The sequence below is a fragment of the Paenibacillus sp. alder61 genome (assembly GCF_020179875.1).
Lineage (GTDB): Bacteria > Bacillota > Bacilli > Paenibacillales > Paenibacillaceae > Fontibacillus > Fontibacillus faecis.
Window position 1 is genome coordinate 32,936 of sequence record NZ_JAIUDG010000006.1, and the last position, 25,147, is coordinate 58,082.

A 25,147-nucleotide genomic window follows, 5' to 3' on the forward strand; every position below is an offset into this window, starting at 1 on the left:
CATAAACTAATCTTTTAAACTTCGACTCCGGTACGGAGTTTCTTGCGGAATTCCGAGGGGGAGCATTTCATCGTTTTCCGGAACACCCGGATGAAGTAGCTGATATTGTCATAGCCGACCTCAAGAGCGACATCGGAAATCTTGCGTTCGGGATCCCGGAGCAGCTCGGCGGCCTGGCGAATCCGGTAAGAGTTGATATAATCCATCGGCGTTTGCCGGGTCATGGATTTAAAGAACCGACAGAACTGCCCCTCGCTCATGGGGATTAACGAGGCCAGTTCGCTCAGCCGAATCGGGTTCTCGTAATTGTGCTGGATGTAATGGATGACCGTCTTCAAGCGTTCCAGCTTGGAAGATTCGCTCCGGTTGCTTGCGGTCCGGTTGCAGGTCTTGCCCTGCCCTACCGTTTCGGCCAGCATCAGGTAGAGATGGCCCTTGACAGCCCCGGCGAATCCGGGCAATTCGTCGCTGCAGCTTTTCATGATGGAGACGATGTGGTCAAGCAGGCCGGATTCGCAAGGATCCCCCCTTTTGATATGCCTCGGGAAGGTCGCTTTTCTTTCTTGCAGGGGCAGGATCAAATTCTCCTGAACGGCGTCGTAATGGGCGCTGGCCAGCAGATTCGTATCGAACACGAGGGAAAAGAAGGCGCAGCCCGCTTCACCCAACGCATGGGCGGCATGGATGTCGCTTCCGTCCACAAAGACGGCTTCCCCGGCCCGTACCGGGAAGTAATCCGTATCGATTTGAAAGAGGGTTTCTCCCTCTACACAGTAAAAAATTTCAGCTTCCTCGTGCCAATGGCAATCGATGACATGTTCCCCGGGACCGTAGCGGAACCAATAGGTTCCGAAAGGCAGGTGCTCGTCGCCGTGGGCCCGGCTTTCCTTTAAAGAGCGCCGCAGAGCTTGATCCATGATGTTCACCTCAAAATTGTGTTATATTATCATCGAATTATGTTAGAATGATTTCTTTTTAATCAGTATAATGCAAGTGTAAGAGGATTTATAGTGGAAATAAAGACAATATTGTAAATCGAAAGGCGGTATATCTCCAATGAAATTTACCGATGGAAACTGGCTGATTCGCGAAGGATTCAAACTTTCCACCGCAGTTCAGGCCTACGATTTTATGGTTCAAGACCAAACGCTGACGGCCTCCGCGTCGACGACGCCGCTTCGCGGCCGCGGCGATATGATTAATACAACCTTGCTTACCGTGCAGTTCCACTCGCCGCTTCCCGGCGTGATCGGCGTCAAGTTGATCCATTTTGCGGGGACCGTCGATCACGGCCCGAACTTTGAACTTGCGTCCGGCGGCGATCATGCCGTAATTACGGAAACGGAAGAGTACGCCGAATTGAAGAGCGGCGATCTCAGCGTCCGTATTTCCAAAGGGGCCCAGTGGTCGGTGGATTTCTACCGCGGAACGCAGCGCCTGACCGGCAGCGCCTTCAAATCGATGGCACACGTCACCGATCCGAACGGCGAAACCTTCATGCGGGAAGAGCTGGACTTGAGCGTGGGCGAATTGGTTTACGGTTTGGGCGAGCGCTTTACGGCCTTCATCAAGAACGGGCAGATCGTGGATATCTGGAACAAGGACGGCGGCACCAGCTCCGAGCAGGCTTACAAGAACATTCCGTTCTACGTAACCAACAAAGGTTATGGCGTGTTCGTCAACGATCCGGGCGGCGTTTCGTTCGAAGTGGCCTCGGAAAAGGTCAAGAAAGTTCAATTCAGCGTTCCCGGCGAATCGATCGAGTATTTTGTCATCGACGGACCGCAGCCGAAGGATGTGCTGGACAAATATACGCAATTGACCGGTAAACCATCCCTGCCGCCGGCTTGGTCGTTCGGCCTCTGGTTGACTACGTCCTTTACGACCGATTACGACGAGGCGACCGTGAACTCGTTTGTGGACGGTATGGCGGAAAGAGATTTGCCGCTGCACGTCTTCCATTTCGACTGCTTCTGGATGCGCGAATTCCATTGGACGGACTTCAAATGGGATGAGCGGGTGTTCCCGGACCCGGCGGGCATGCTGAACCGGCTTAAAGAGAAGGGCCTCAAAATTTGCGTTTGGATTAACCCTTACATCGGCCAACGCTCCCGCTTGTTCGAGGAAGGCAAGAAAAACGGCTACCTCGTGAAAAAACCGAACGGCGACGTATGGCAATGGAACCTGTGGCAGCCGGGAATGGCTTTGGTGGACTTCACCAATCCGGAGGCTTGCGAATGGTTTGCCGGTTACCTGCGTGAACTTGTGGACATGGGCGTCGACAGCTTCAAAACCGACTTCGGCGAACGGATTCCGACCGATGTCGTGTACCATGACGGTTCCGACCCGGTTAAAATGCACAACTACTATCCGTACCTTTACAATAAAGTTGTCTTTGAAGTGCTGGAAGAGAAGCTGGGCAAGAACGAAGCCGCTCTGTTTGCCCGTTCGGCGACGGTCGGCGGACAGAAGTTCCCGGTTCACTGGGGCGGCGACTGCTACGCGGACTACGAGTCGATGGCGGAAAGTCTGCGCGGCGGTCTGTCCCTCGGCCTGGCGGGCTTCGGGTTCTGGAGCCACGATATCGGCGGATTCGAGAACACGGCGCCGGTTCATGTATTCAAACGCTGGCTCGCCTTCGGTTTGCTGTCCAGCCACAGCCGCCTGCACGGCAGCAGCTCCTATCGCGTGCCTTGGGCCTATGACGATGAGGCGGTGGATGTAACCCGCTTCTACACGAAGCTGAAATGCAGCTTGATGCCATATCTGTACGATACGGCCGTCTACGCCACGGAGAAAGGCGTGCCGAGCATGCGGGCGATGTTCCTGGAATTCCCGGACGATCCGGCCGCCGAAACGCTGGACCGCCAGTATATGCTGGGGGATTCCCTGCTGGTCGCTCCGGTGTTCAGCGAAAGCGGCGAAGTTTCGTACTTCCTGCCTGAGGGCAAGTGGACTCATCTGTTGAACGGCAAAACGGTGGAAGGCGGCAAATGGCAAAAAGAGAAGTACGACTTCTTCGGTCTTCCGCTGTATGTACGCCCGAACAGCATTCTTCCGATCGGTGCGAACGATACGCGTCCGGATTACGATTTCGCGGACGGCGTGAAGCTCGGCTTGTATCAGTTGGACGAAGGCGTCACCGTTACCCGTTCGGTTCGCAACATGAAGGGTGAAACCGAGCTGCTCGTGACCGCGGTTCGCGAAGGCGGCAAGATCAAGCTCACCGCGGAAGGCGCAGGTAAGGCCTTTAAAGCGGCGGTTTACGGCATGGGCGAGATCGCATCCGTGGAAGGCGGAACCCTGAACGGCGAAGGTGTCGTTGAAGCGGCTTCCTTCACGGGCAAAACCGAGCTGGTCATTTCCCTGAAATAATCAGATTGCTCTTTTGCCCGTACTTAAATTAATATGATCCTAGCGAGCCGGACAGCCGGCTGCGCCCGAATATCCCCGCTTTGCTCAAAGCAGGGGATTTTCGGTTTTTATCGGGCGATTTGGTTATTTCTCCATTTTGTCCGAAATGCGGGAGGCATGGCGATGTTAAAGAAAATCATCCGGTTTACAAATAATCTGAAGCTGAAGCACAAGCTGATCATCTCTTACATTCTTGTGGTGATGATTCCGGTCTTGATCGTAGGTGGGAGCCTCGTCGGCTTTTTTCGGTCGGAGGCGATGGAACGGGCCATTGACCAGGCGACGAATAACGTGGAGAAGACGAAGTCCCAACTGGGAAATATGCTTAGAGTCCCGGTGGACGTCTCCAACACGCTCTTGCTGGATAAAGATTTGGAACGCGTCGTATCGACGCGGTACGACAATGTTTTGGAATTGACGAAGGCTTACTTGAACTATTCCGGATTTCAGCAGTTTCCGAGAACCTACCGGGAAGTCGCCTCCGTTCGTTTTTATTACGATAATCCGACTTTGATTAACAATACCCAACTGATTCCGGTGACCGACAGCATCGCGAAGACGGAGTGGTACCAGGAGGCGCTGAAAACCAAAAGCATCCGTTGGGCCTACATCGCCGTTGACGACGTCCTTCCCGTCGGGAAGTTAAGTCTGATTCGCCAGCTTCCTTTTCCCGATCAGCGGACAAGCGGGGTGCTGATGGTTTCGCTCGACCAAGAGGAATTGAACCGGATCCTTCGCCAGGAGCCGTTCGAGACGTTGATTGTCGACGATCAAGGAATTATCGTCGCCGCCCAGAAGCCGGGGCTTGTCGGAAGAGTGCTCGATCAAATGGATTACGGAAGAAACCTGAGTACTAAGGGAAAAGGGACGCACCAATTGGAGATCAAAGGCGAGAAATCCTATGTCGTCGTGGACGATGTGTTCCCGGAGTCGAGCGCCAACGGTTTAAAGATCATCTCTTTTTTCAGTACGGAATCGATTGTGAAAGATGCCAACAGAGTCAGTTTGATCGGTCTGCTTATTATATTGCTCGTGCTGCTGTTCGCGTTGGCGTTTGTTTATATCGTTTCCTTCCTGACAAGCAACCGTCTATTGCGCCTCAGCCGGCACTTGAACCGATTGGCGTTGGGAGATTTAAACGTCGTTTCCCGTATTGACGGGAACGATGAAATCGGTCAGCTATACCGTCAGTTCAACTATATGGTGGAGAGCATCCGAATGCTGATGGACCAGGTCGTCGAGAAGACGGAGCAGAATACCGCGCTCGAGCTGGCACAGCGCGAAATCAAACTAAAGATGATGGCCAGCCAGATCAATCCTCACTTCTTGTTTAATGCCCTGGAGTCGATCCGCATGAACGCCCATATGAAGGGCGAAAAAGAGATCGCTAACGTCGTAAGGCTGCTGGGACGGTTGATGCGGAAAAATCTCGAGGTCGGCAGGGAGAGAACCCCGCTTAAGGAAGAAGTGGAGATGGTTCGTTCTTATTTGGAAATTCAAAAATTCCGCTATGAGTCGAGGCTGCAGTATGAACTGCACGTCGATCCCGAGGCGAATGAGATCCGTTTGCCGCCGCTCATTATCCAGCCGCTAGTCGAGAACTCCGTCGTCCACGGCGTGGAGGGCAAAGAAGACGGCGTTGAAGTGGTCATCGAGATCAGGAAGCTGGAAAACCATATCCTGGTCAAGGTGAAGGACAACGGCCTTGGCATGACCCCGGAACGGCTTGCGGAGGTGCAAGGCTCGATCTCCGGCAGCGAGGAATCGGAAGAAAAGCGGATCGGGCTTCGCAATGTCCATCAAAGGCTCGTTTTGTCATACGGGGAGCCGCATGGCTTGAAGATTTCCAGTGAATACGGCAAAGGGACGGAGATTTCGTTTACCATTCCATGTAATGTCTAATTTTTATATGGTTTTCTCTAAAATCTACCGGGTATTTCCGATTTTCCCCCTGCTTTATCATAGAGGTATAGCAGAGAAGGGGGGATTGGACACATGGAAACGCTGTCAGCAAAACCCGGGACCAGAAATGAAAGCGCCATCCCAAAGCCGCCCAAGAAGCGGAAGCAAGGGTTTTGGAAGAGTGTGGTACAGCAGAAATATCTTTACCTAATGTCCTTACCATTCGTTATTTGGTTATTCGTATTTAACTATCTGCCGATCTGGGGCTGGACGATGGCCTTTCAGAACTATAAACCGGCTAAGTCTTTTACCGATCAGAAGTGGGTGGGTTTTAAAAACTTCGTGGAATTGTTCCAGGACGAGAGATTTTATCTGGTCTTGAGAAATACGCTGGCCATGAGTCTTATGGGCCTGGTCGTAGGATTCATCGTTCCGATCGCTTTTGCCGTATTCCTGAACGAGCTTCGGGGAAAACACTTCAAGCGCACCGTACAAACGGTATCCTACTTGCCTCACTTTGTGTCTTGGGTCGTTGTAGCGGGGATCATTACGAAAATGCTCTCCAGAGACGGCGGGGTCGTGAACGATATCCTGCTGTCGCTAAACATCATTAACGAGCCGATCCAATTTATGGCCGAAGGGAAATGGTTTTGGGGAATTGTAACCGCTTCAGATATGTGGAAGGAAACCGGTTGGAACGCCATTATCTACTTGGCGGCGATTACCGGGATCGATAAAGAACTTTACGAAGCAGCCCGGGTGGATGGTGCGGGCCGGTTCAGACAAATTTGGAACATCACGCTTCCGGGGATCCGAACTACGATCTCTGTGCTTCTGATTATGTCGATCGGTCACCTGATCGGAATCGGGTTCGAGAAACAGTTCCAATTGAGCAATTCGCTTGTAACGGATTACTCCGAAGTGCTTGACTTGTATGCATTGAACTACGGCATTAATATAGGCCGCTTCTCCTACGGTACGGCGATCAGTATGTTTACTTCCGTAGTAAGTATCATTCTGTTGCTGTTGGCCAACGGCATCATGAAGAAAACAACGAAAGAAAGCATCATGTAGGAGGAGGGGACGAAAATGGCGACACAAGCATCATTTAACGCTACCAAGTCCGAACGGATCTTCGATGTCGTTAACGTGATTATTATGACGGTCATCCTCGTCATAACGTTATATCCATTCCTGAACGTGCTGGCGATATCATTGAACGATTCAACGGATACGGTCCGCGGCGGCATTCATATCTGGCCGCGTGAATTCACATTAGAAAACTATAAAACGATTTTCAGCTACAGCGGTTTGATCCAAGGGTTTAAGATCACGATTCTGCGTACAATTTCAGGAACGCTGCTGGGCTTGCTGAGCGCTTCGATGCTGGCATACACCCTAAGTCGACCGGATTTTACATCACGAAAATTCGTTTCCGTGTTCCTGGCGCTTACGATGTATTTTTCCGGCGGTCTGGTGCCGACGTATATGCTGATGAGACATTTGGATCTGATCGGCACATTCTGGATTTATATTCTTCCCGGGATTGTCAGCGCCTTTAACGTCTTCGTCATCCGCTCCTTTATCGACGGGTTGCCTTATGCGTTACAGGAATCGGCGAAACTCGACGGAGCCAATGATTTTACGATTTACTGGAGAGTGATTCTTCCGCTCTGTAAGCCGGTTTTGGCGACAATCGCGCTGTTTCTGGCGGTAGGCCAGTGGAATTCCTGGTTCGACACGTACTTGTATAACGGGAATAAGCCGCATTTGACAACGTTGCAGTTCGAATTGATGAAAATTCTCCAAAGTACAAACCAAGGCGCCAACATGGTGAACGCCAATGACATGGCCAACCAGATGGCACAGGTTTCGCCGGAGTCGATCAAGATGGCTATCACGATTGTTGTTACGCTTCCGATTTTGTTCGTCTATCCGTTCCTTCAGCGGTATTTCGTTTCGGGCATGACGCTTGGCGCGGTTAAGGCGTAATAATAGGTGCAGCAAACTGAATGTTACAGTTCCGCCGCTGTCAGGGTTTGGCGCGGCGGAACACGTTTCTTGAAGTAAAGTCAGACCCTTTTAAAAGAGCAACAATGTAAGCCCTTACTTCATTCGAATGGATGAGGGATGTTTCGAAAAAGAATTTAAACACGCTTAAATTGGTAAAAGGTTTCTTGATTGAGGTATATGCAGGAGTACCTGTTATACAATATAGCTTCTATATTTATATGAGGGGGAACTAGAAATGAAGTGGAAAACGCCTAAGACTTTTGCAGCGCTTCTATTGGCAAGCACTCTGCTTGTCGGGGGCTGCGGTAACTCCGGCAAATCCGGTAACGATAGCGCTACAGGAAACAAGGGGAATGCGGGGCAGGAGCAAAAGGCGGACGATAACAGTCCAATTACGTTTACTTTCTTCGGCGCTGACGCCAGCCCGAACTGGAACAACATGCAGGACGATGTCGGTAAAGTCATCACCGAAAAGACGGGCGTTACGATCGATGCCGAATACGACGTAGGCAGCGGCGGCGGCGAGCAGAAGATTTCGCTGATGGCGGCGAGCGGCGAAGTGCCGGATATCATTTTCGCTAAAGGCAATCTTGGAAAGCTAATTGACGCGGGTCTGCTGGTTGACCTGGCTCCGTTGATCGAGGAGCACGCTCCTAACATCAAGAAAATTTTCGAAAAAGACATGAACCGTTTGAAATACAGCAATGAAGACCAGGCTATCTATTCGATCATGACCAATGGCGGCGTGGACCAACAATCTTTCGACGCTACCGGCGGTTTCGAGATCCAGCAGCGGGTTCTGAAAGAATTGGGGTACCCGAAAGTTCGTACGGTCAAAGACTTCGAAAACGTACTGAAGCAATATGTGGAAAAGCATCCGACCACCGACGGACAACCTACGATTCCGCTTACTTTGAATGCGGACGACTGGAGAATCATGATTACGGTAACGAATCCGGCATTCCTGGCGACGGGTGCTCCGGATGACGGCGAATACTATGTAAATCCGGAAACTTATGAAGCTAAACTGCATTACAAACGTCCGGAAGAGAAAGAGTATTTCCGCTGGTTGAATCATATGTACAATGAAGGTCTGCTCGATAAAGACAGTTTCGTCCAAAAAGAAGACCAATACAAAGCCAAAATCGCCAGTGGGCGCGTTCTCGGTCTGATCGACCAAGAATGGGGTTATCAAGATGCGGAAAACGCCTTGAAAACGGCCGGTAAAGACGAATACACTTACGCTCATTTCCCTGTAACCTTGACGGAAGAATACGAAGATCATTCCTTCCAATCCGCCGGAGTCGACGGGTACGGTATCTCGATCACGACAGCTTGTAAAGATCCGGTTCGCGCCATTAAATTTCTGGACTGGATGTCCTCCGAGGAAGGCCAAATTCTCCGCAACTGGGGGATTGAAGGCAAGCATTATACGGTTGATGCAAATGGAACGCGCGTAATTCCTGCAGAGATTCAGGATCGTAAAGTCAACGACGCTACGAACTTCCAAAAAGAATCGGGTATCGGGATGTACCTGACTTTGGGCGCCCGTTACGGCGATGGCGTTAAAGATTCGACAGGCAATTATTATACAACGAACTTCCCAGAGCAAATTATTGCCGGCTATACCGAAGCGGAAAAAGAAACGTTGAAGGCTTATAACTTGACAACTTGGAAAGACCTGTTCCCGGCGGAAGACGCCTTCCCTGCGAAAGAGTGGGGCGCACTGTATAACATGCCGGTTCCGACCGATGGCGATTACCAAGTTATTTTCAAGAAGACCCAAGACATTATCCGCAAACGGATTCCGGAAGCGATCCTCGCAAAACCGGCGGATTTCGACAAAATTTATGACGCTTTCCTCGCGGAACTTGACAAAGCCGGAGCAGAGAAGATGGAAGCGGAATACACCGAACTGGTTAAAGCCAGAGTCTCGCTGTTCACAGGCAAAGAGATTCAATAAAATAAAGCGTTTGAAGCAGCCAATATTATAGTATATTTTATGGAAAAGGCCCGTCGTTACGTTCGGGCCTTTTCTACAAGTTTCAGGGAGTGGAGGCGTTAGAATGAAGGATGGGAACAAGCGAACGGACAGGCACTTGAAGCTGTGGTATAAAGAGCCCGCTTCCCGCTGGGAGGAAGCGCTGCCGATCGGAAACGGTCGGATCGGCGGGATGGTATACGGAGGCGACCACAAAGAGGTGGTCGCCTTGAATGAAGATACGTTATGGTCCGGATATCCCCGGGATACGCAAAACTACGACGCACTCCGTCATTTGGAGCGGGTAAGAGAAATGATATTTTCCGGGAAATACAAAGAGGCGGAGCAATTGATCGATGCGAAAATGCTCGCCAGAAGAACGGAGTCCTATCAACCTTTGGGTAACTTGGAGCTGGAGCATCCCGGGGATGCGCCCGCTACGGACTATTACCGGGATCTCGACTTGGAAACCGGGATTGCCGGTGTTTCCTACAACCGTGGGGACCGGAGGTATAAGCGGGAGATTTTCGTCAGCGCACCGGATCAGGTGATGGTTGTCCATTATACCGCTGCTGAAGGAGCTAGTCTGGACTTGACGGTTGCCTTAAATTCGCCGCTTCCCTATGAATGCAAGGCCATTCCTGAAGGAACGGGTTTGCAAATGAAGGGAACCGCGCCCAGCCATGTCGCCGACAATTACCGGGGAGACCATCCCCAATCGGTTCTGTTTGAAGAGGGGCGGGGGATTGCGTTCGTAACCGAGGTGCGGGTCGTTCAGAAGGGAGGAACTGCCGCTGCCGACCAAGAGGAAATTCGCATAGAAGGTGCATCCTCAATCACCATTCTGCTGGCGGCGGCGACGAATTTCCGCGGCTACCAAGTGATGCCGACGCCGGAAGGAGCCGAAGAAGCGGCCGACGCCTGCGCGGCTGTTTTGGATGCCGCCCAAAAGCTCGGGTACCCTGAGCTTCGCCGCAGGCATGTGGAGGATCATCAAGCGCTGTTTAGCCGGGTGGAGATCGAATTGGGCCGCAGCGACAGCAGCCTGCTGCCAACGGATGAACGGTTGGAACGTTACCGCGCGGGTAATGAGGATCCCGCTTTGGAGGCGCTTTATTTTCAATACGGAAGATATTTGCTGATGGCCAGTTCCCGACCGGGGACCCAGCCCGCTCATTTGCAGGGGATCTGGAATCCGAGAATTCAACCGCCGTGGAACAGCAACTATACGACCAACATTAATACCCAGATGAATTATTGGCCTGCCGAAGTCTGCAACCTGAGCGAGTGTCATGAGCCTTTGTTCGACTTGATCCGGGATTTGAGCGAAACGGGCTCAAGAACCGCCCGGATTCATTATGGAGCGAGGGGATGGGTCGCCCATCACAACGTCGATCTCTGGCGGATGTCCACCCCGAGCGACGGGGAGGCCAGCTGGGCGTTCTGGCCGATGGGCGGGGTCTGGTTATGCCAGCATCTCTGGGAGCATTTCGCTTTTACCGTAGATGAAGCCTTCCTGCGGGAAACGGCTTATCCGTTAATGAAAGGCGCCGCGGAGTTCTGCCTCGATTGGCTGGTTCCGGCCTCCGACGGGCGGCTGGTCACCGCTCCGTCCACGTCCCCGGAGAACAAGTTTTTAACCGGGGACGGGGAACCCTGCAGCGTATCCGCAGGCTCCACCATGGATATCACTTTGATTCGCGAGATCTTCGAGCACTGCATCCAAGCGGCGGGGCTGCTCGGCACGGATCATGAATGGTCCGGGCAGCTCAGCGCAACGCTGGAAAGAATGGCGAAGCCGCAAATCGGTCCGGACGGCCGCCTGATGGAGTGGAGCGAGAATTTCAAAGAGGCGGAGCCCGGACACCGACACGTCTCTCATTTGTACGGTCTATATCCGGGGAACTCCATAACTCCGAAAGAGACGCCGGAATTGGCCGAAGCCGCCCGCCTGTCGTTGGAGAACCGGATCGGCCAAGGGGGAGGCCATACGGGCTGGAGCTGTGCCTGGCTGATCAACCTATATGCCAGACTCGGAGACGGCGAATCGGCGTACCGTTTTGTGCACACGCTTTTGGCCCGGTCGACTTATCCGAATTTGTTTGACGACCATCCTCCGTTCCAGATCGACGGGAATTTCGGAGGCGCGGCGGGTATCGCCGAAATGCTGCTGCAGAGCCACCGTGGCGGAATCGACCTGCTGCCTTCGCTGCCGGAAGCCTGGTCGACAGGACGGGTCGGCGGGTTGAAAGCGAGAGGAGGGTATACCGTCGACATCGTTTGGCAAGAGGGGCGGCTTGCCGAAGCCCGTATCCAAGCCTCACGCCCAGGGTGGTGCAGAATCGTTTATTTGAACCATACGCTACGCGTATCCCTTTCGAACGGTGCGCAGGCGAAGCGCGAAGGGGACGCCTTTTGGATGGAGGTCGGGAAAACGTATACAGTGACCTTAGCCTAAAAATCGATCAGGCCGGTTTAACGCCCTTCGCTTTTCCGGCTTAGTGAAGCTTGCGGAATTGCTGCGGCGTCATGCCCGTATGTTTGCGGAACGTGGCGACGAAGTGGCTGGTGTCGCGAAAACCGGTTTCCGCCGCAATGCTGGCCACCGTATGGTCCGGAAAGCCGGCCAGCCGTTCTTTGGCTTTGTGAATCCGCTTCCGCACCAGGTAGGCGTAAGGGGACAGCTCGAAAGTCAACTGAAAGAGTTTGCTCAGATGCCGGCTCGAAATGCCGAGCACTTCGGCTAGCGTATCCAGTCCGATATCCGGGTTGCCGTAGTGCTGTTCCATCCAGGCAAGCAGGGGCTCAAGCTTTTCCATGTTGCGCGTAACCGAGATGGCGCTGGGTTGGCCATACTTGCTGAGAAGACCGAGAAATCGGTAGATCCCGGCCGAAGCTTCCAGACCGAACCGGTCGGTTCCGGCTTCAAGCATCCCCAGCATGGAGCTAAGCAGTGCCGTCAAGGGAGCATCGGATTCCCAACGAAAAAAGGCCGGCTCCCGAATCATATACGAAGACAGGATCGAGGGGGCCGCATGACCGCCAAAAGTGAGATACATCGTTCTCCATACACCGCTGCCGCTGGCCTCATACCAATGGGGAAGACCGGGGGGCAGCAGAATACCGCTATACGGCTCCAGAAGGACCGTCTCCGTTCCGTATAACAACGTCCCTTGCCCGGACTCGGTCTGAATCCAATGGTAACAGGGATAACCTTCGGGGCGGACGATGGGTTCCTGGTAAGGATTATAGCCGATGCTTTCGACCACCAGCGGAAGATGGGGGTTACCTGCTGGCGAAAAGACAAACCTGCGAACGACAGGGGGGTTCATTCGAGTCACCTCAAGTACCATATTATTATATACCGTGACAATAATATTATATGTAAAGCCATTTCAATACATTTTACAATGAGAATATAATTATATCATGAATAAAGGATGTGTTCCGCAGTGATCAATGAAAAGCTGCCGAAAATATGGTACGGCGGGGACTACAACCCTGAACAATGGGAGCCCGAGATCTGGAAAGAGGATGAACGGATGTTCAAACTCGCCGGCATCGACGTGGCTACGGTCAATGTCTTTTCCTGGGCGCTGAACCAGCCCGATGAACATACTTACGATTTCACGCAACTGGACGAAACGATGGATCGACTTTATAAGAGTGGCGTTTATGTTTGCCTCGCGACCAGCACAGGGGCTCATCCCGCTTGGATGGCCAGAAAATATCCCGATGTCCTGCGCGTGGACGTGCAGGGGAGAAAACGCAAATTCGGCGGACGCCATAATTCCTGTCCCAATTCGCCGACATACCGGAAATATTCCACGCTTATGGCCGGAAAGCTGGCGGAAAGATACAAGGACCATCCCGGCCTGCTCATCTGGCATATCTCCAACGAATACGGGGGCTACTGCTATTGCGACAATTGCGCGGCCGGCTTCCGCGAATGGCTGAAGGAGCGTTACGGCAATCTGGATGCTTTGAATAAAGCTTGGAACACCCGGTTTTGGGGACATACCTTTTATGATTGGGAAGAAATCGTCCCTCCGAGCGAGCTGAGCGAGGAATGGGGAGGAAACCGCACCAATTTCCAAGGCATTTCCCTGGATTACCGCCGCTTTATGTCTCACAGTCTGTTGGAATGCTATCGGCTGGAATACGAAGAGATTAAGAAGCACACCCCGAATATTCCGGTCACGACCAACCTGATGGGCTTTTATCCGGAGCTGGATTATTTCGAGTGGGCGAAGTACATGGATATCGTATCATGGGACAATTATCCGTCTCTGGATACGCCGGTCAGCTTCACGGCGATGACGCATGACCTGATGCGCGGCCTGAAGAGCGGAGATCCGTTCATGCTTATGGAACAGACGCCGAGCCAGCAAAACTGGCAGGCCTACAATTCCCTCAAACGCCCTGGGGTTATGCGGCTTTGGAGCTATCAGGCTGTCGCGCGCGGCGCGGACACGGTGCTGTTCTTCCAGCTCCGCCGCTCCATCGGAGCCTGCGAGAAATATCACGGCGCGGTCATCGAGCATGTGGGCCATGAGCATACCCGGGTATTCCGGGAGGTTGCCGAGCTTGGCCGCGAGCTGCAGCAACTGGGCGATACGCTGCTGGACGCCCGCACGGAAGCAAAAATCGGCATCGTCTACGATTGGGAGAATCGATGGGCAACCGAATTGTCCAGCGGTCCGACCATCGCTTTGAACTATGTTAATGAAGTCCACAAATATTATGACGCGCTCTTCCAAATGCATGTGGAAAGCGATATGGTGTCGGTCGAAGAGGACTTTGGCAAATATGAAATCGTCATCGCCCCGGTCATGTATATGGTTAAACCGGGCTTTGCCAAGAAAGTGGAGCAATTTGTGGCCGCGGGCGGAACGTTCGTAACCACTTTCTTCAGCGGCATCGTCAATGAGAACGATCTGGTGACGACCGGCGGGTATCCGGGCGAGCTTCGTTCCGTTCTGGGGATCTGGGCCGAGGAAATCGACGCGCTGTTCCCGGACCAAAAGAACCAGATCGTGATGAAGCGGTCTTGGGGGAGTTTGGAAGGGCCGTATGAATGCGGATTGCTCTGTGACCTCATCCATTCCGAAGGCGCAGAAGTGCTGGCGGAGTACGGTTCCGATTTCTATAAAGGTATGCCGGTGTTGACGGTGAATAAATTCGGAAAAGGACGCGCTTATTATGTGGCCAGCAGCCCCGAGGCCGATTTCCTGCAAGGGTTGATGAAGAACCTGTGCGAGGAGAAAGGCATTAAGCCTCTTCTCGATGCTCCGGTAGGGGTGGAAGTGGCCCGCCGGGTCAAGAACGGGCTGGAATATCTGTTCCTGCTGAATCACAACGCGGAAGCTTCCGCGGTGGAAATCGGCGCCTCCGAACGCAAAGATCTGCTTGCGAATGCCGTGGTAACGGGTTCCGTGACGGTTCCGGGCCGAGGGGTTGTCATTTTGGAAAGCAAACCACAGTCCTAATCCTATATAATAGAAGCACAACGAAGAACCGCCGACCCTCGAACAACCGGCGGTTCTTTTTGTTCATTATCCGACGATTCCGTCGGCCAATATTCAGACGATGGGAGTAAGCCGTAATGCAAAATGCGATTAAGCCCCAGCTGTCCGGCCAGGAACTCGAGACTTTGGTTCATCGGGCTTTTCAAGGACAAAGAACGCTGGCACACTATGAAGAATTAACGGACGGGTGGTTCAACTCGGCCTATGCGCTTACCTGCAATGACGGGTTGAAAGCGGTTTTAAAGGCAGCCCCCCGATCAGGGGACGGAATGATGTCTTATGAACGGGACGTGATCCAAGCGGAGGTGGAGGTGCTGCGCTTATTGCGAAACGCCGGGAGTGTTCCCGTTCCGGCCGTCTTTTACGATGAAATCGGATCCGAGGACGGGGCTTGGTTTCTGATGGAGTTTATTGAAGGCAGTCCTTACAACAAAGTGAAGGAAAGCCTACCGGGTGAGGAACGCGTCCGGATCGAGGAGGAGTTGGGCCGACTGAACCGGTGCATCAACCGTATTCAAGGTGAACGGTTCGGATATTACGCCCGGGAAGAATGGCAGGGGGAGGATTGGCCGACCGTGTTTTCGGACATGGTTGCGGGATTGTTGAAGGATGCCCTGGTAAAAAGCATAGCCCTTCCAGCGGGCGAAGACGCCATTCTGGATCTCATAAGCCGGCGTAAAGCCAGTTTGGCGGAGGTAACCGTTCCGAGCCTGGTCCATTGGGATCTATGGGACGGCAATGTGTTCGTAAAAGAAGGGCGGATTATCGCGCTGATTGACTGTGAGCGGGCGTTGTGGGGCGATCCGCTGATGGAATTTTACTTTCGCTCCGTGGCCGGAGGGAGCCAGGCCTTCTTCCGCGGTTACGGGAAGGAGTCGTTTACGTCCGCCGAGCGGGAGCGGAGGGAGCTGTACGATCTGTATCTGGCCTTAATTTTTCATATTGAGTGCTATTATCGGGGATACAGCGACGAGAATCATATCCGTTGGGCCCAGGAACATTTGGTGAACACCTGGAACACGGTTAACCGGTGATCACCTTCGGGTAAACGGCGGGATGCCGAACAACAAAAAGCGAGGGTATCAGGGGATCACTCTCCTGTACCCGCGCTTTTATTTGGGGCTTTAGCCAGTTGAGCTGGCGAAGCGTGCGAAACCAAAAACCACCTGCTATGCGGATGGTGTAGTGCTGCTTATGGCAAAAAACGACCTGATGGGTTCGTTAACATAGGAGTGTTCAAGCTGCTATGTATAACGAAAGGAAAAGTTGGCTTAATGGCTAATCGAAGTGATATGTCACATCCAAAGAGGCGCCTAGTGTGCTTCCAGGCTTCGAACTCCAGAAAGATGCAAATCTGCAGGCATTTAAGCCTGATTCCCGAGGGAATGCGAAAAAAGATGCAAATCTGCAGGCATTTCCAGCGATTTTAGAGAAACGAGCCGGTTTCGTCGAAAATTCCTGCAGATTTGCAGGTATTTAGAAATTTTGGGCTCCGAACAGGAAAAAAACATGCACATATGCAGGAATTCTATATTATCAAGGTTGCTGAAGGGGTACAAGTAATAATCGCACCCCTTCAGGGGGAGTCAAAAGCGGCAGCGGCATAGTAGCTTGAACGAGGTGAAAGCTAGCGCCTTAAGACGCGAGCCGGTAATAAAGGCTTATAGCCTTAGAGCAAACCACCCGTTCACACGGGTGGCTTTGATTACGGTTAGCTGCGCTCCAAAATCGTATTCAGCGTGGTGCGGTCCAGCCCTTTGACCAGACGGATCAGCAATTCCTTGGCCGCTGCATAGTCATCCGTGTGAATGATCGAGGACGACGTGTGGATATAGCGGGAGCAAATCCCGATCACCGTCGACGGCACGCCGATCCCGCTGAGGTGCACTTGCCCCGCATCCGTTCCTCCCGGTGAAACGAAATACTGATACTTGATTTTGTGGGTATCGGCCGTGTCCTGAATGTATTCGACCATCCCGCGATGCGTGAGCATGGTCGGATCGTAAATGCGCAGCAAGGCGCCCTGGCCGAGTTGTCCAAAGGCTTTCTTGTCCCCGGTCATATCGTTCGCCGCGCTGGCGTCGAGGCCGAAGAAAATGTCCGGCTGAATCAAGTTCGCCGACGTCCGGGCTCCGCGCAAGCCGAGCTCCTCCTGCACGGTGGCGCCGCAGTACAGCGTGTTCGGCAGCTTCTCCTGGTGCAGCGCCTCCATCAGCTCGATCGCCAGGCCGACGCCGTAGCGGTTATCCCAGGCTTTGGCCATGATTTTCTTCGGATTAACCATCGGCGTAAATTCGCAAATCGGAACGATTTGCTGCCCGGGACGGATACCGGCCGCTTCGGCTTCTTCCCGGCTGTCCGCCCCGATATCCAGATACATCGTTTTAAGGTCGACCGGCTTGCTGCGCTGGGATTCGTCCAGCAGATGTGTAGGGATCGACCCCACGACGCCGATAATGCGGCCTTTTGGCGTAATGATCTGCAGGCGCTGGGCCAGAACCGCCTGGCTCCACCAGCCCCCGAGCGGCTGGAAATGCACCATCCCGTTGTCGGTAATCCCTGTCGTTATAAAACCTACTTCATCCAGGTGCCCGGCCACCATAACCCGGGGGCCTTCGTCATCGCCGCGCAGGACGCCAAACAGACTCCCCAGCCGATCTTGTACGAATTCTTCGGTATAAGGGGACATTTGTTCCTTAAACCAGGCGCGGAGTTCCCGTTCAAAGCCGGGAGCCGCGGGAAATTCCGTAAGCTGTTTGAACAGCTCCATCGTTTTATTGTTCATCTTTTCGTACACTCCTTTCCATCAATAAATAGTATGTACCACCTTCCCCGGATTGTCCATGCTGCCGGAAGGCGGGTTTTTCGGAAGTGGAGTAAATTCCATCTTTGGAGGTAGCAACGCCCCCCGGGGGCTCATATACTACATCAAGTTCGATTAGGAAACTCGGGGGAGGCAAAGGCGGCCATGATGGAGCGCTACACCAAGGACTGGTTGTTGATCCTGCTCTTATTTATCTTGCTGGTCATCATCCTGGAATTACTATAGGGCGAAAATGTATGAAACGGCGGTTTTCCACGGGGAAACCGTTTTTTCAAGTTTGACCCACACTATAAGGGCTCCAAGAACAGAAGTACCAAATTACATGTATTTGCTTGATCGTGAATGAGCGGGTCTGAATGTGCTAGTGTTGGTGGTATTGAATTGTCAGATTAACTGGAAAAACTCCCGCTAATCAGGTGCGGGGAAGCTTGCAGCACACGATTAACGGGAATAACTCCAGTTATTTTTCGGGCGGAGGGCTGATTTATGCCGAAGGGGAAAAATTAGCTGGAGGAATTCCAGCTAATGTGGCCAACCGGGGAGAACAGCACCAAATTAGCTAGAGAAAATCCCGGTAATTTGACGGCTGAGCAGCTTCAGTTAGGACGTAATAGGCGTGGAATCCACTGAATGTATGGCCGCCGTATAAAATAATCTTCCGATCGCCGCCCCGCCCCAGATTTCTTACGGGATCTCGTCCACTTGGACAGGCCGGATTCCATGGATGATTTACCAATCATAACAAGAAGCCCGATGGCAAATACTGAGGATACAGTGCAAGCCCTGTCTTGAATAGTGATGATAAAAGGAGGAATCGCGCTTGCCAGCGAAAACGAAATCTAAGTCCGGGGCTAGGGTGGAATTGAATACGACGTCCCTGACAGAACAGGATTATCAACAAATTGCCAAGAAACATAAGCCCAAGACCAAAGTTTTCACCAACTGTCTTAAGGCTTTTCTGGTCGGGGGCTTGATCTGCCTGCTCGGCCAGTGTATACAGCAGCTGTTCATGACTTACGGCGGAATGACGTCCCGGGAAGCCAGCAGCCCGACGGTGGCGGTATTGATCATTATCTCCGTGATCCTTACGTCGCTCGGCGTATACGATAAAATCGCCCAATGGGCCGGGGCGGGATCGGCGGTTCCTGTTACCGGTTTTGCGAATTCCATGTGTTCCTCGGCGATTGAATCCAAAGCGGAAGGACTCGTACTCGGGGTCGGGGCCAACATGTTCAAACTGGCCGGATCCGTGATTGTGTTCGGCGTGGTTGCCGCATTTGTGGTCGGTGTCATTCATGTGATCTTCGGTTTGGGGGGCGTACACTGATGATATTGACCGGCGCGCAAACCTGGGAGTTCAAATCGAAGCCCGTTATTATCGGGACGGCGTCCGTCGTCGGCCCGGAGGAAGGCGAAGGCCCGCTGGGCGGGGATTTTGATTTTGTTTACGATAATCTGGAGATCGGCGAGAAGACCTGGGAGAAGGCAGAGCGCAAGCTTCTGGAGCACGCCTCTTCGCTGGCTTTGACGCATGCGGGGATCACTCGGGAAGAGCTGCAGTTTTATATCAGCGGGGACTTGATGAACCAGATCATCAGCGCCACGTTTTCCGCCCGCAAAATCGGAGCTCCTTATATCGGTGTTTTCGGAGCCTGCTCCACCTCCATGGAAAGCCTGGCCATGGCGGCGCTGATCGTCGATGCCGGCGGAGCAAAGTATACGATGGCGGCCACGGCGAGCCACAATTGTACGGTGGAGAAACAGTTCCGGTACCCCACGGAATACGGTTCGCAAAAACCGCCTACCGCCCAGTACACGATTACAGGCTCGGGAGCCGCGGTCGTCTCCTCTTCCGGTTCGGGACCCCGAATTACGCACGCCACCATCGGCCGCATTCAGGATCTCGGCGTCAAGGACCCCTTCAATATGGGGGAAGCGATGGCTCCGGCGGCGGCGGACACCCTGGTCGCCCATTTTCGCGATACCGGCAGAAAGCCGGAGGACTATGATTTGATCGTTACCGGGGATCTGGCGACGGTAGGACATGCCATTGTGAAAGACGTGCTGAAAAAGGACGGCGTCAACATGGGGGCCACGGATTTCAAGGATTGCGGCTTGATGATTTACGACCGGGAGAAACAGCCCTATGTCATGGCGGGCGGCAGCGGTTGCGGCTGTTCGGCGGTGGTGACGTACGGGCATATTTTGAAAAAAATGAAGAAGGGTGAATTGAACCGGGTGCTGATCGCCGCGACCGGTGCGCTGCTCTCCCCGCTGTCCTATCAGCAGGGTGAGACCATCCCCTGCATTGCGCACGCGGTAGCTTTGGAAAGGGAGGGATTCGAAGGATGATTTTTCTGTGGGCCTTTGTCATTGGCGGCCTGTTTTGCGTCGTAGGCCAAATTATGTTCGATGTGTTTAAAATGACCCCTGCCCATACGATGAGTACCTTGGTCGTGGCCGGGGCCGTCATGGATGCGCTGGGCTGGTACGATCCGCTCGTCAAATTCGCCGGAGCCGGGGCGTCCGTGCCGATTACGAGCTTCGGCAACTCTCTGGTTCACGGGGCTTTGACCGAGCTGCACCGCGACGGCTGGATCGGCGTGATTACGGGGATTTTCGACGTCACCAGCGCCGGGATTTCCGCAGCGATCATCTTCTCGTTCCTGGCCGCCCTCGTCGTGCGGCCGAAAGGATGAAGGAAAAAATGTACGATGAAGACCCAAAGGCTTTTAGGCCGACTGGGTCTTTTTTCTTTATGGTGTTCTTTTGTCTACCAAAAGAGTGCTTTAATAAGGTTCAGGGTTAAAGTATACTTCCATATCTAACATCATGTACAATAGAAGTAATATGAAGCCAGCTATAGCACATGTTGAAATTATGTCTGGAGGGAACAACGTGCCCGTGAAAGAGCCATCAATTTCCGTTATAGTCGCTGTTAAAGAAAACTTGGAATCCTGCATTCTTGGCAAATCCTTTGAAATCCAATTGCTGCTTACGGCCTTGCTCGCCGGCGGCCACGTGTTGATTGAAGATGTACCCGGGACCGGCAAGACGCAGCTGATCAAGGCGCTCGCCAAATCCATGGACGGGGAATACCGGCGGATTCAGTGCAATCCCGATATTCTACCGAGCGATATTACCGGTGTTTCGGTATTTCACCCTCATGAGGAACGGTTTGTGTTCCGGCCGGGTCCGGTAATGACAAACATCCTCCTGGCGGATGAAATCAACCGGGCGACGACCAAAACGCAATCCGCGCTGCTGGAGGTCATGGAGGAACGCAGCGTGACCGCCGACGGCGTCACCTATCCGCTTCCTCATCCGTTTATCCTATGCGCTACGCAAAATCCGATAGATTTTGAGGGAACATACATGCTCCCCGAGGCACAGTTAGACCGTTTTATGCTGAAAATCGCGATGGGTTATCCCGATGCGGCCACGGAAAAAAGCATGCTGCAGACCCATAGCCAGGGGCAACCTGTCGACCACTTGAAGCCCGTAACGACGATGGACCGAATTGCGGAGATCCAGCGGGAGATCCGCGAGGTGCATATCAGCGAGGCGCTGGCGGATTATCTGCTGGAGATCGTCAGACGTACCCGCGAGCATGAAGCCGTGCTTCTGGGAGCTTCGCCGCGGGCTTCGCTCGCCTTCATGACCGCAACCAAAGCGTACGCATTCTTGCAGGGACGCGGTTATGTCCTGCCCGATGACGTGAAAATACTGGCGACTTATGTGCTGGGGCACCGGATTTTGCTGCGGCCGGAATCCCGCCTGGACAGCGTGAATTCGACCCAGGTACTGCAGCAAATTTTACGGCAGGTACAGGTGCCGGTGTCCGCGGGACGGTAACCGATGCGCGCGGTTCTGGATTATTTCAAAACGGGGATGACCTCGATCAATTTTTGGAAGGTGGCGTCCCTCTGGCTGATCTGTCTGTTTTATGTTTTGTTTCAGGGCGGCAAGACATCGTTGATGCTGTTCGCTATGGTTTCGTTGCTGGTCGCTTACTGGACCCTTAGCGGGCTCGGCGGAGTCAAAAGAATCAAAGGGACGCGAACCTTATCGCTAACGGGGGACCGGACCGGGCTTCTCAAGGCGGGCGAACAGGTTCAGGTAAAACTCCATGTTCAGCCTCCGCGGTTTCTCCCGCTTCCCTATATCGTGATCCGGGAGCATCTGCGCCGGCATAACGGGGATTCCTGGATCTTCGAGGACAGCATCATTCCTCATTTTAACCAAGAGGGCTTTCTGGTTTACCAGACACCTCCTTTGGAAAGAGGCAGGTATGTTTTCGCCAGCACGGAGTGTCAATCCGAGGATATCTTCGGATTAATGAAGCATAAGGGCGAGTTCCAAACGGGCGGCGAATTCCGGGTTCTGCCGAGAACGGTGTTTGTGCCGAAGTGGCAGTTGTACAGCCGGAACTCCCGATTGGCCGGTCCCGAGACGGCGGTATCGCTGTCCCGGCGGGAGACGACGCAAATCAACGGGGTCCGGGATTATATGTACGGGGACCGGATTTCGCGGATTCATTGGAATGCCACGGCAAAAACCGGAGCCTGGAAGTCGAAGGAATTCGAGCACGAATCGCTGCCGAAGACGGTTTTGGTGCTGGACGCACATTCGTCCAGTTATTTGGACCCGGCCCAGTTTGAATTGGCGGTATCGACCACGGCTTCGCTGATCGAATATGGAATCCGGGAAAGGATCAGCATGGGAATGTGTACGCTCGGCAGACCGTTCCGCGGGTTTCCGCCCGCGGAGGGATTGCTGGAGCGTCAGCAAATGCTTCAGCATCTGGTGGATATCAACGCCGACGGCTACGGAAACCACCGGGATATTTTGGAGGCCAAACGGGACTTTTTTACGCCTGGTGCGTTCTTTATCCTGATCAGCCCGTTGGCTGATGAAAAATTGCTGAACATCATGCGATGGGCCCGTACCCGCCAAATGATCCCTTATCACATTCACACGGGAAGCTCCTTTCAGGCGGCGACCCGTGAGGGGAGCAGGAGGGTGAACCTTCACAAGCATGGGTTCAGAGGGGTTACGGTTTCGTCGCTGAGCGAGCTTCCGATCGCCTTGGGAGGTGGAAAGCCATGAAACGAGCCGTAAACCGCCAGTATTCGTGGTATCGGATTTTCGCCGTGTTGTGGCTTCTGCTCATAGGCATGCAATGGGTGGATTACACGGAGCCGCTCTGGTTTTCGGAAACTACGACGTTGGTTACGGTTACCTTGCTGACGATTGCTATCATTGAAGTATTGCCCGTCCCTTCGCCATGGAAATGGTCGATCAAGATCATCGCGGTGGTCCTGGGATGGCGAGCCGTACTGGTGGTAATGGGGGCATATGTGCCGTACGGTCCCTTTTTTCCCGATCAATTACAGGGAATGGCCCAGCAATTCGTACCCTATATTTGGTTCTCGCTGGGGGCTTGGGTTCTTTTCGAGTTGGCGCTGGAACTGTTGACCGGAAAAAGAAGCGTATTGTTGTTCATGGCCGCCAATCTGATAACCTTCACGATTCTGGATTCCTTTACTTCCTATTATCTTTGGCAAAATGTAGCATGGACCGTCTTCGCCGGTCTTGGTTGGCTGGCCAGCCTTCACTTTCGAAATTTTCAATTGAAATATCCGCTGGGCTGGAGAAGAATGCGCAGTCAGCCGCTAAAGCTCGCTTTCAACATCCTGGCTATTTTTTCTTGTATTTTGCTGGTGGGTATCAGTATGCCTACGGTGTCCCCGATTTTAACTGATCCATACACGGCCTGGAAGAACAGGGAAAGCGCCTCCGAACCGGCGGATAGCGCGGCGCTGCCCGCGGTTGCGGCCGCCAACACGCCGACGGATCAAGGCGGCGACCGGACGGAGGTTCAATCCGGCTATAGCCGGGATGACAGGGAGCTCGGCGGCGGATTCGAATTCAGCTATACTCCGGTCATGTCGGTGGAAACCCCTGTCCGGTCTTATTGGCGGGGGGAGACCCGGAGAACCTATACGGGCGAAGGATGGGCCGGTCTGGGTCAGGAAGGACGCGATTACGAGCTGTTCCATGAAAATCCGACGGGGACGCTGCCGCACAAGGAGCAGGCGCCCAAAACGGAAGTTAGGCGGGTAGAGCAGACGATCACGATGCAAAATGAAGAGGTTTATCCGGTTTTATTCGGCGGGTATGCGATGAAAAGCGTCGAAGTGTTGGATGAAGGCGTCTTCTCGTCCAACCTGGAATGGACCGAGAAGGAAGGGGAGCTGTTCTGGCTCGGGATGGGACAGGCGGTGAATCGTGGCGAGGAGTCGACCCGCCTATACCCGCGGAAATATAAAGTCGTGTCGGACATTCCGATCATCCCTCTGGAAGAGGTGCGGCGCGCGACATATGAGGAGCTATATCCGGAACGAAAGTATAGGGAATACCTGCAGATTCCCAACGGTTTTCCGGACCGGGTTCGTGAATTGGCCGAGCAAGTTACGGCCGAGGGCGCGACGCCTTACGCGAAAATGGAACTGCTTCAGGCGTATTTGCGGCAAAACTACGAGTATACGAACAAACCGGATTTATCACGCAAGAAGAGCAAGGATTTTGTCGACGGATTTTTGTTTGACGTCAAACAGGGCTATTGCGATTATTTCTCCACTTCCATGGTCATGATGGCTCGCTCTTTGGGCGTCCCGGCCAGGTGGGTCAAGGGCTATGCGCCGGGTTCCCAACCGGACCCCGAATTTTTGCAGCGTTACCCGGAGAACGGTATGGCGTACCGCGTCAACAATGCGGATGCCCATTCCTGGGCCGAGCTGTATTTCGGGGATTACGGCTGGATTCCCTTTGAAGCGACCCCGGGATTCGACGCCCCGATCTTGTACGATGAAGAAGAGGATGTTCCGGCTCTCGCCGAGACTACGCCGCAGGAAGAAATCACATCCAAAGCCAATCCCGGCTTGATGGACCAACTGAATCCGGCCACCGTCCGGACGGTATTTCTGATCGCACTGGCAATCGTTGTAACCTGGGTTGTCTACCACCTGCGGTCCGCGATTTATTACGGGTTCTTCCGGCTGCGGCTCGGCCGGCCTTTGACGTTGTCGGAGAAGGCGGTCATGGAAACGCTGCGTATCGTCGGAAAAATGAAGCGCCGAGGTTTTGCGCGCAGCGGCGACGAAACGCTTCGGGAGTCGTTCGCCCGCTGGAAAGAGCAGGAGCCGGGCATCTCGGCCGTTCTCGACGGACTGCTGCGGGAATTCGAGCAAGCCAGCTACAGTCCGCAGGCGTTTTCGGTAAGCCAGTGGAGAATCGTGCAGGAGCTGGGCCACAAATTAAACCGCATGACCCGCAAGAGGGTACGGATCCCGTTCTTAACCCGATCCTGATACTCATCTGCGTCAGAACATTTAGCTCCATCCCCGGTGCTTGCGCCGGGGACAATTTATTTTTTAAAATAAAATGATAAGATGGAGTAAGGATATGGTATAGTTTGTCGTA

At 53.4% G+C, this 25,147-nt stretch carries 17 protein-coding genes; 14 read left to right on the forward strand and 3 right to left on the reverse strand.

Going from position 1 to position 25,147, the window contains the following annotated elements; genetic code table 11:
* Window positions 1-14: 14 nt before the first annotated feature.
* Complete coding sequence (locus LBW89_RS07655; RefSeq protein WP_148451456.1) at window positions 15-917, reverse strand: AraC family transcriptional regulator; 903 nt, start codon at window positions 915-917, stop codon at window positions 15-17.
* Window positions 918-1,056: 139 nt separating this feature from the next.
* On the opposite strand from LBW89_RS07655, the gene yicI reads away from it, so the two are divergent.
* The 6 genes from yicI (at window position 1,057) to LBW89_RS07685 (ending at window position 11,768) form a co-directional block, all read left to right on the forward strand.
* Window positions 1,057-3,375 (forward strand): alpha-xylosidase, encoded by a 2,319-nt coding sequence (gene yicI / locus LBW89_RS07660; protein ID WP_148451457.1) that lies wholly within the window; start codon window positions 1,057-1,059, stop codon window positions 3,373-3,375.
* A gap of 162 nt (window positions 3,376-3,537) precedes the next feature.
* Window positions 3,538-5,316, forward strand: a complete 1,779-nt coding sequence (locus LBW89_RS07665) for a sensor histidine kinase (protein WP_225038893.1) — start codon at window positions 3,538-3,540, stop codon at window positions 5,314-5,316.
* Window positions 5,317-5,409: 93 nt separating this feature from the next.
* The gene (locus tag LBW89_RS07670; RefSeq protein ID WP_148451459.1) at window positions 5,410-6,390 is read left to right on the forward strand and encodes an ABC transporter permease; all 981 of its coding nucleotides are present in this window, start codon (window positions 5,410-5,412) and stop codon (window positions 6,388-6,390) included.
* A 15-nt stretch (window positions 6,391-6,405) separates the two neighbouring features.
* On the forward strand, window positions 6,406-7,308 hold the full coding sequence (locus tag LBW89_RS07675; RefSeq protein ID WP_148451460.1) for a carbohydrate ABC transporter permease: 903 nt from the start codon (window positions 6,406-6,408) through the stop codon (window positions 7,306-7,308).
* Window positions 7,309-7,564: 256 nt separating this feature from the next.
* Window positions 7,565-9,292, forward strand: a complete 1,728-nt coding sequence (locus tag LBW89_RS07680; RefSeq protein WP_225038894.1) for an ABC transporter substrate-binding protein — start codon at window positions 7,565-7,567, stop codon at window positions 9,290-9,292.
* Window positions 9,293-9,395: 103 nt separating this feature from the next.
* On the forward strand, window positions 9,396-11,768 hold the full coding sequence (locus LBW89_RS07685; protein ID WP_225038895.1) for a glycosyl hydrolase family 95 catalytic domain-containing protein: 2,373 nt from the start codon (window positions 9,396-9,398) through the stop codon (window positions 11,766-11,768).
* Window positions 11,769-11,808: 40 nt separating this feature from the next.
* Here LBW89_RS07685 and LBW89_RS07690 read toward each other — a convergent pair whose 3' ends face one another.
* A complete protein-coding gene (locus LBW89_RS07690) occupies window positions 11,809-12,642 on the reverse strand; it encodes an AraC family transcriptional regulator (protein WP_148451463.1) in 834 nt (277 codons plus the stop codon).
* A 120-nt stretch (window positions 12,643-12,762) separates the two neighbouring features.
* Between LBW89_RS07690 and LBW89_RS07695 the strand changes: the two genes are divergently transcribed.
* On the forward strand, window positions 12,763-14,799 hold the full coding sequence (locus tag LBW89_RS07695; RefSeq protein ID WP_225038896.1) for a beta-galactosidase: 2,037 nt from the start codon (window positions 12,763-12,765) through the stop codon (window positions 14,797-14,799).
* Between the two features lie 116 nt (window positions 14,800-14,915).
* Window positions 14,916-15,872: a phosphotransferase family protein gene (locus LBW89_RS07700; protein WP_225038897.1), complete on the forward strand. Its 957-nt coding sequence runs from the start codon at window positions 14,916-14,918 to the stop codon at window positions 15,870-15,872.
* A 677-nt stretch (window positions 15,873-16,549) separates the two neighbouring features.
* Here the strand turns inward: LBW89_RS07700 and LBW89_RS07705 are convergent.
* Entirely contained in the window at window positions 16,550-17,623 is a 1,074-nt protein-coding gene (locus tag LBW89_RS07705) for a M42 family metallopeptidase (protein WP_148451466.1), read from the reverse strand.
* An 859-nt stretch (window positions 17,624-18,482) separates the two neighbouring features.
* Here LBW89_RS07705 and spoVAC point away from each other — a divergent pair.
* From spoVAC to LBW89_RS07735, 6 genes are all read left to right on the forward strand, one after another.
* Window positions 18,483-18,989: a stage V sporulation protein AC gene (gene spoVAC, locus LBW89_RS07710; RefSeq protein WP_148451467.1), complete on the forward strand. Its 507-nt coding sequence runs from the start codon at window positions 18,483-18,485 to the stop codon at window positions 18,987-18,989.
* Window positions 18,989-20,014, forward strand: coding sequence for a stage V sporulation protein AD (spoVAD, locus tag LBW89_RS07715; RefSeq protein ID WP_213506275.1), 1,026 nt, complete (start codon window positions 18,989-18,991; stop codon window positions 20,012-20,014). Before spoVAC ends, spoVAD begins: the two co-directional genes overlap by 1 nt.
* On the forward strand, window positions 20,011-20,361 hold the full coding sequence (spoVAE, locus tag LBW89_RS07720; protein WP_148451469.1) for a stage V sporulation protein AE: 351 nt from the start codon (window positions 20,011-20,013) through the stop codon (window positions 20,359-20,361). Before spoVAD ends, spoVAE begins: the two co-directional genes overlap by 4 nt.
* Before the next feature lie 181 nt (window positions 20,362-20,542).
* Complete coding sequence (locus tag LBW89_RS07725; RefSeq protein WP_263639076.1) at window positions 20,543-21,517, forward strand: AAA family ATPase; 975 nt, start codon at window positions 20,543-20,545, stop codon at window positions 21,515-21,517.
* Between the two features lie 3 nt (window positions 21,518-21,520).
* Window positions 21,521-22,771 (forward strand): DUF58 domain-containing protein, encoded by a 1,251-nt coding sequence (locus LBW89_RS07730; RefSeq protein WP_213506274.1) that lies wholly within the window; start codon window positions 21,521-21,523, stop codon window positions 22,769-22,771.
* Window positions 22,768-25,035, forward strand: a complete 2,268-nt coding sequence (locus LBW89_RS07735) for a DUF4129 domain-containing transglutaminase family protein (RefSeq protein ID WP_225038899.1) — start codon at window positions 22,768-22,770, stop codon at window positions 25,033-25,035. Before LBW89_RS07730 ends, LBW89_RS07735 begins: the two co-directional genes overlap by 4 nt.
* Window positions 25,036-25,147: the final 112 nt, after the last annotated feature.

Bases quoted from the DNA above. Each gene is read 5' to 3' on its own strand.
- LBW89_RS07690 (WP_148451463.1), bottom strand. From the start codon at position 12,642: ATGAACCCCCCTGTCGTTCGCAGGTTTGTCTTTTCGCCAGCAGGTAAC.
- LBW89_RS07665 (WP_225038893.1), top strand. From the start codon at position 3,538: ATGTTAAAGAAAATCATCCGGTTTACAAATAATCTGAAGCTGAAGCAC.
- LBW89_RS07735 (WP_225038899.1), top strand. From the start codon at position 22,768: ATGAAACGAGCCGTAAACCGCCAGTATTCGTGGTATCGGATTTTCGCC.
- LBW89_RS07685 (WP_225038895.1), top strand. From the start codon at position 9,396: ATGAAGGATGGGAACAAGCGAACGGACAGGCACTTGAAGCTGTGGTAT.
- LBW89_RS07725 (WP_263639076.1), top strand. From the start codon at position 20,543: ATGTCTGGAGGGAACAACGTGCCCGTGAAAGAGCCATCAATTTCCGTT.
- spoVAE (WP_148451469.1), top strand. From the start codon at position 20,011: ATGATTTTTCTGTGGGCCTTTGTCATTGGCGGCCTGTTTTGCGTCGTA.
- LBW89_RS07675 (WP_148451460.1), top strand. From the start codon at position 6,406: ATGGCGACACAAGCATCATTTAACGCTACCAAGTCCGAACGGATCTTC.
- LBW89_RS07700 (WP_225038897.1), top strand. From the start codon at position 14,916: ATGCAAAATGCGATTAAGCCCCAGCTGTCCGGCCAGGAACTCGAGACT.
- spoVAD (WP_213506275.1), top strand. From the start codon at position 18,989: ATGATATTGACCGGCGCGCAAACCTGGGAGTTCAAATCGAAGCCCGTT.
- LBW89_RS07670 (WP_148451459.1), top strand. From the start codon at position 5,410: ATGGAAACGCTGTCAGCAAAACCCGGGACCAGAAATGAAAGCGCCATC.
- yicI (WP_148451457.1), top strand. From the start codon at position 1,057: ATGAAATTTACCGATGGAAACTGGCTGATTCGCGAAGGATTCAAACTT.
- LBW89_RS07655 (WP_148451456.1), bottom strand. From the start codon at position 917: ATGGATCAAGCTCTGCGGCGCTCTTTAAAGGAAAGCCGGGCCCACGGC.
- LBW89_RS07705 (WP_148451466.1), bottom strand. From the start codon at position 17,623: ATGAACAATAAAACGATGGAGCTGTTCAAACAGCTTACGGAATTTCCC.
- LBW89_RS07730 (WP_213506274.1), top strand. From the start codon at position 21,521: ATGCGCGCGGTTCTGGATTATTTCAAAACGGGGATGACCTCGATCAAT.
- LBW89_RS07680 (WP_225038894.1), top strand. From the start codon at position 7,565: ATGAAGTGGAAAACGCCTAAGACTTTTGCAGCGCTTCTATTGGCAAGC.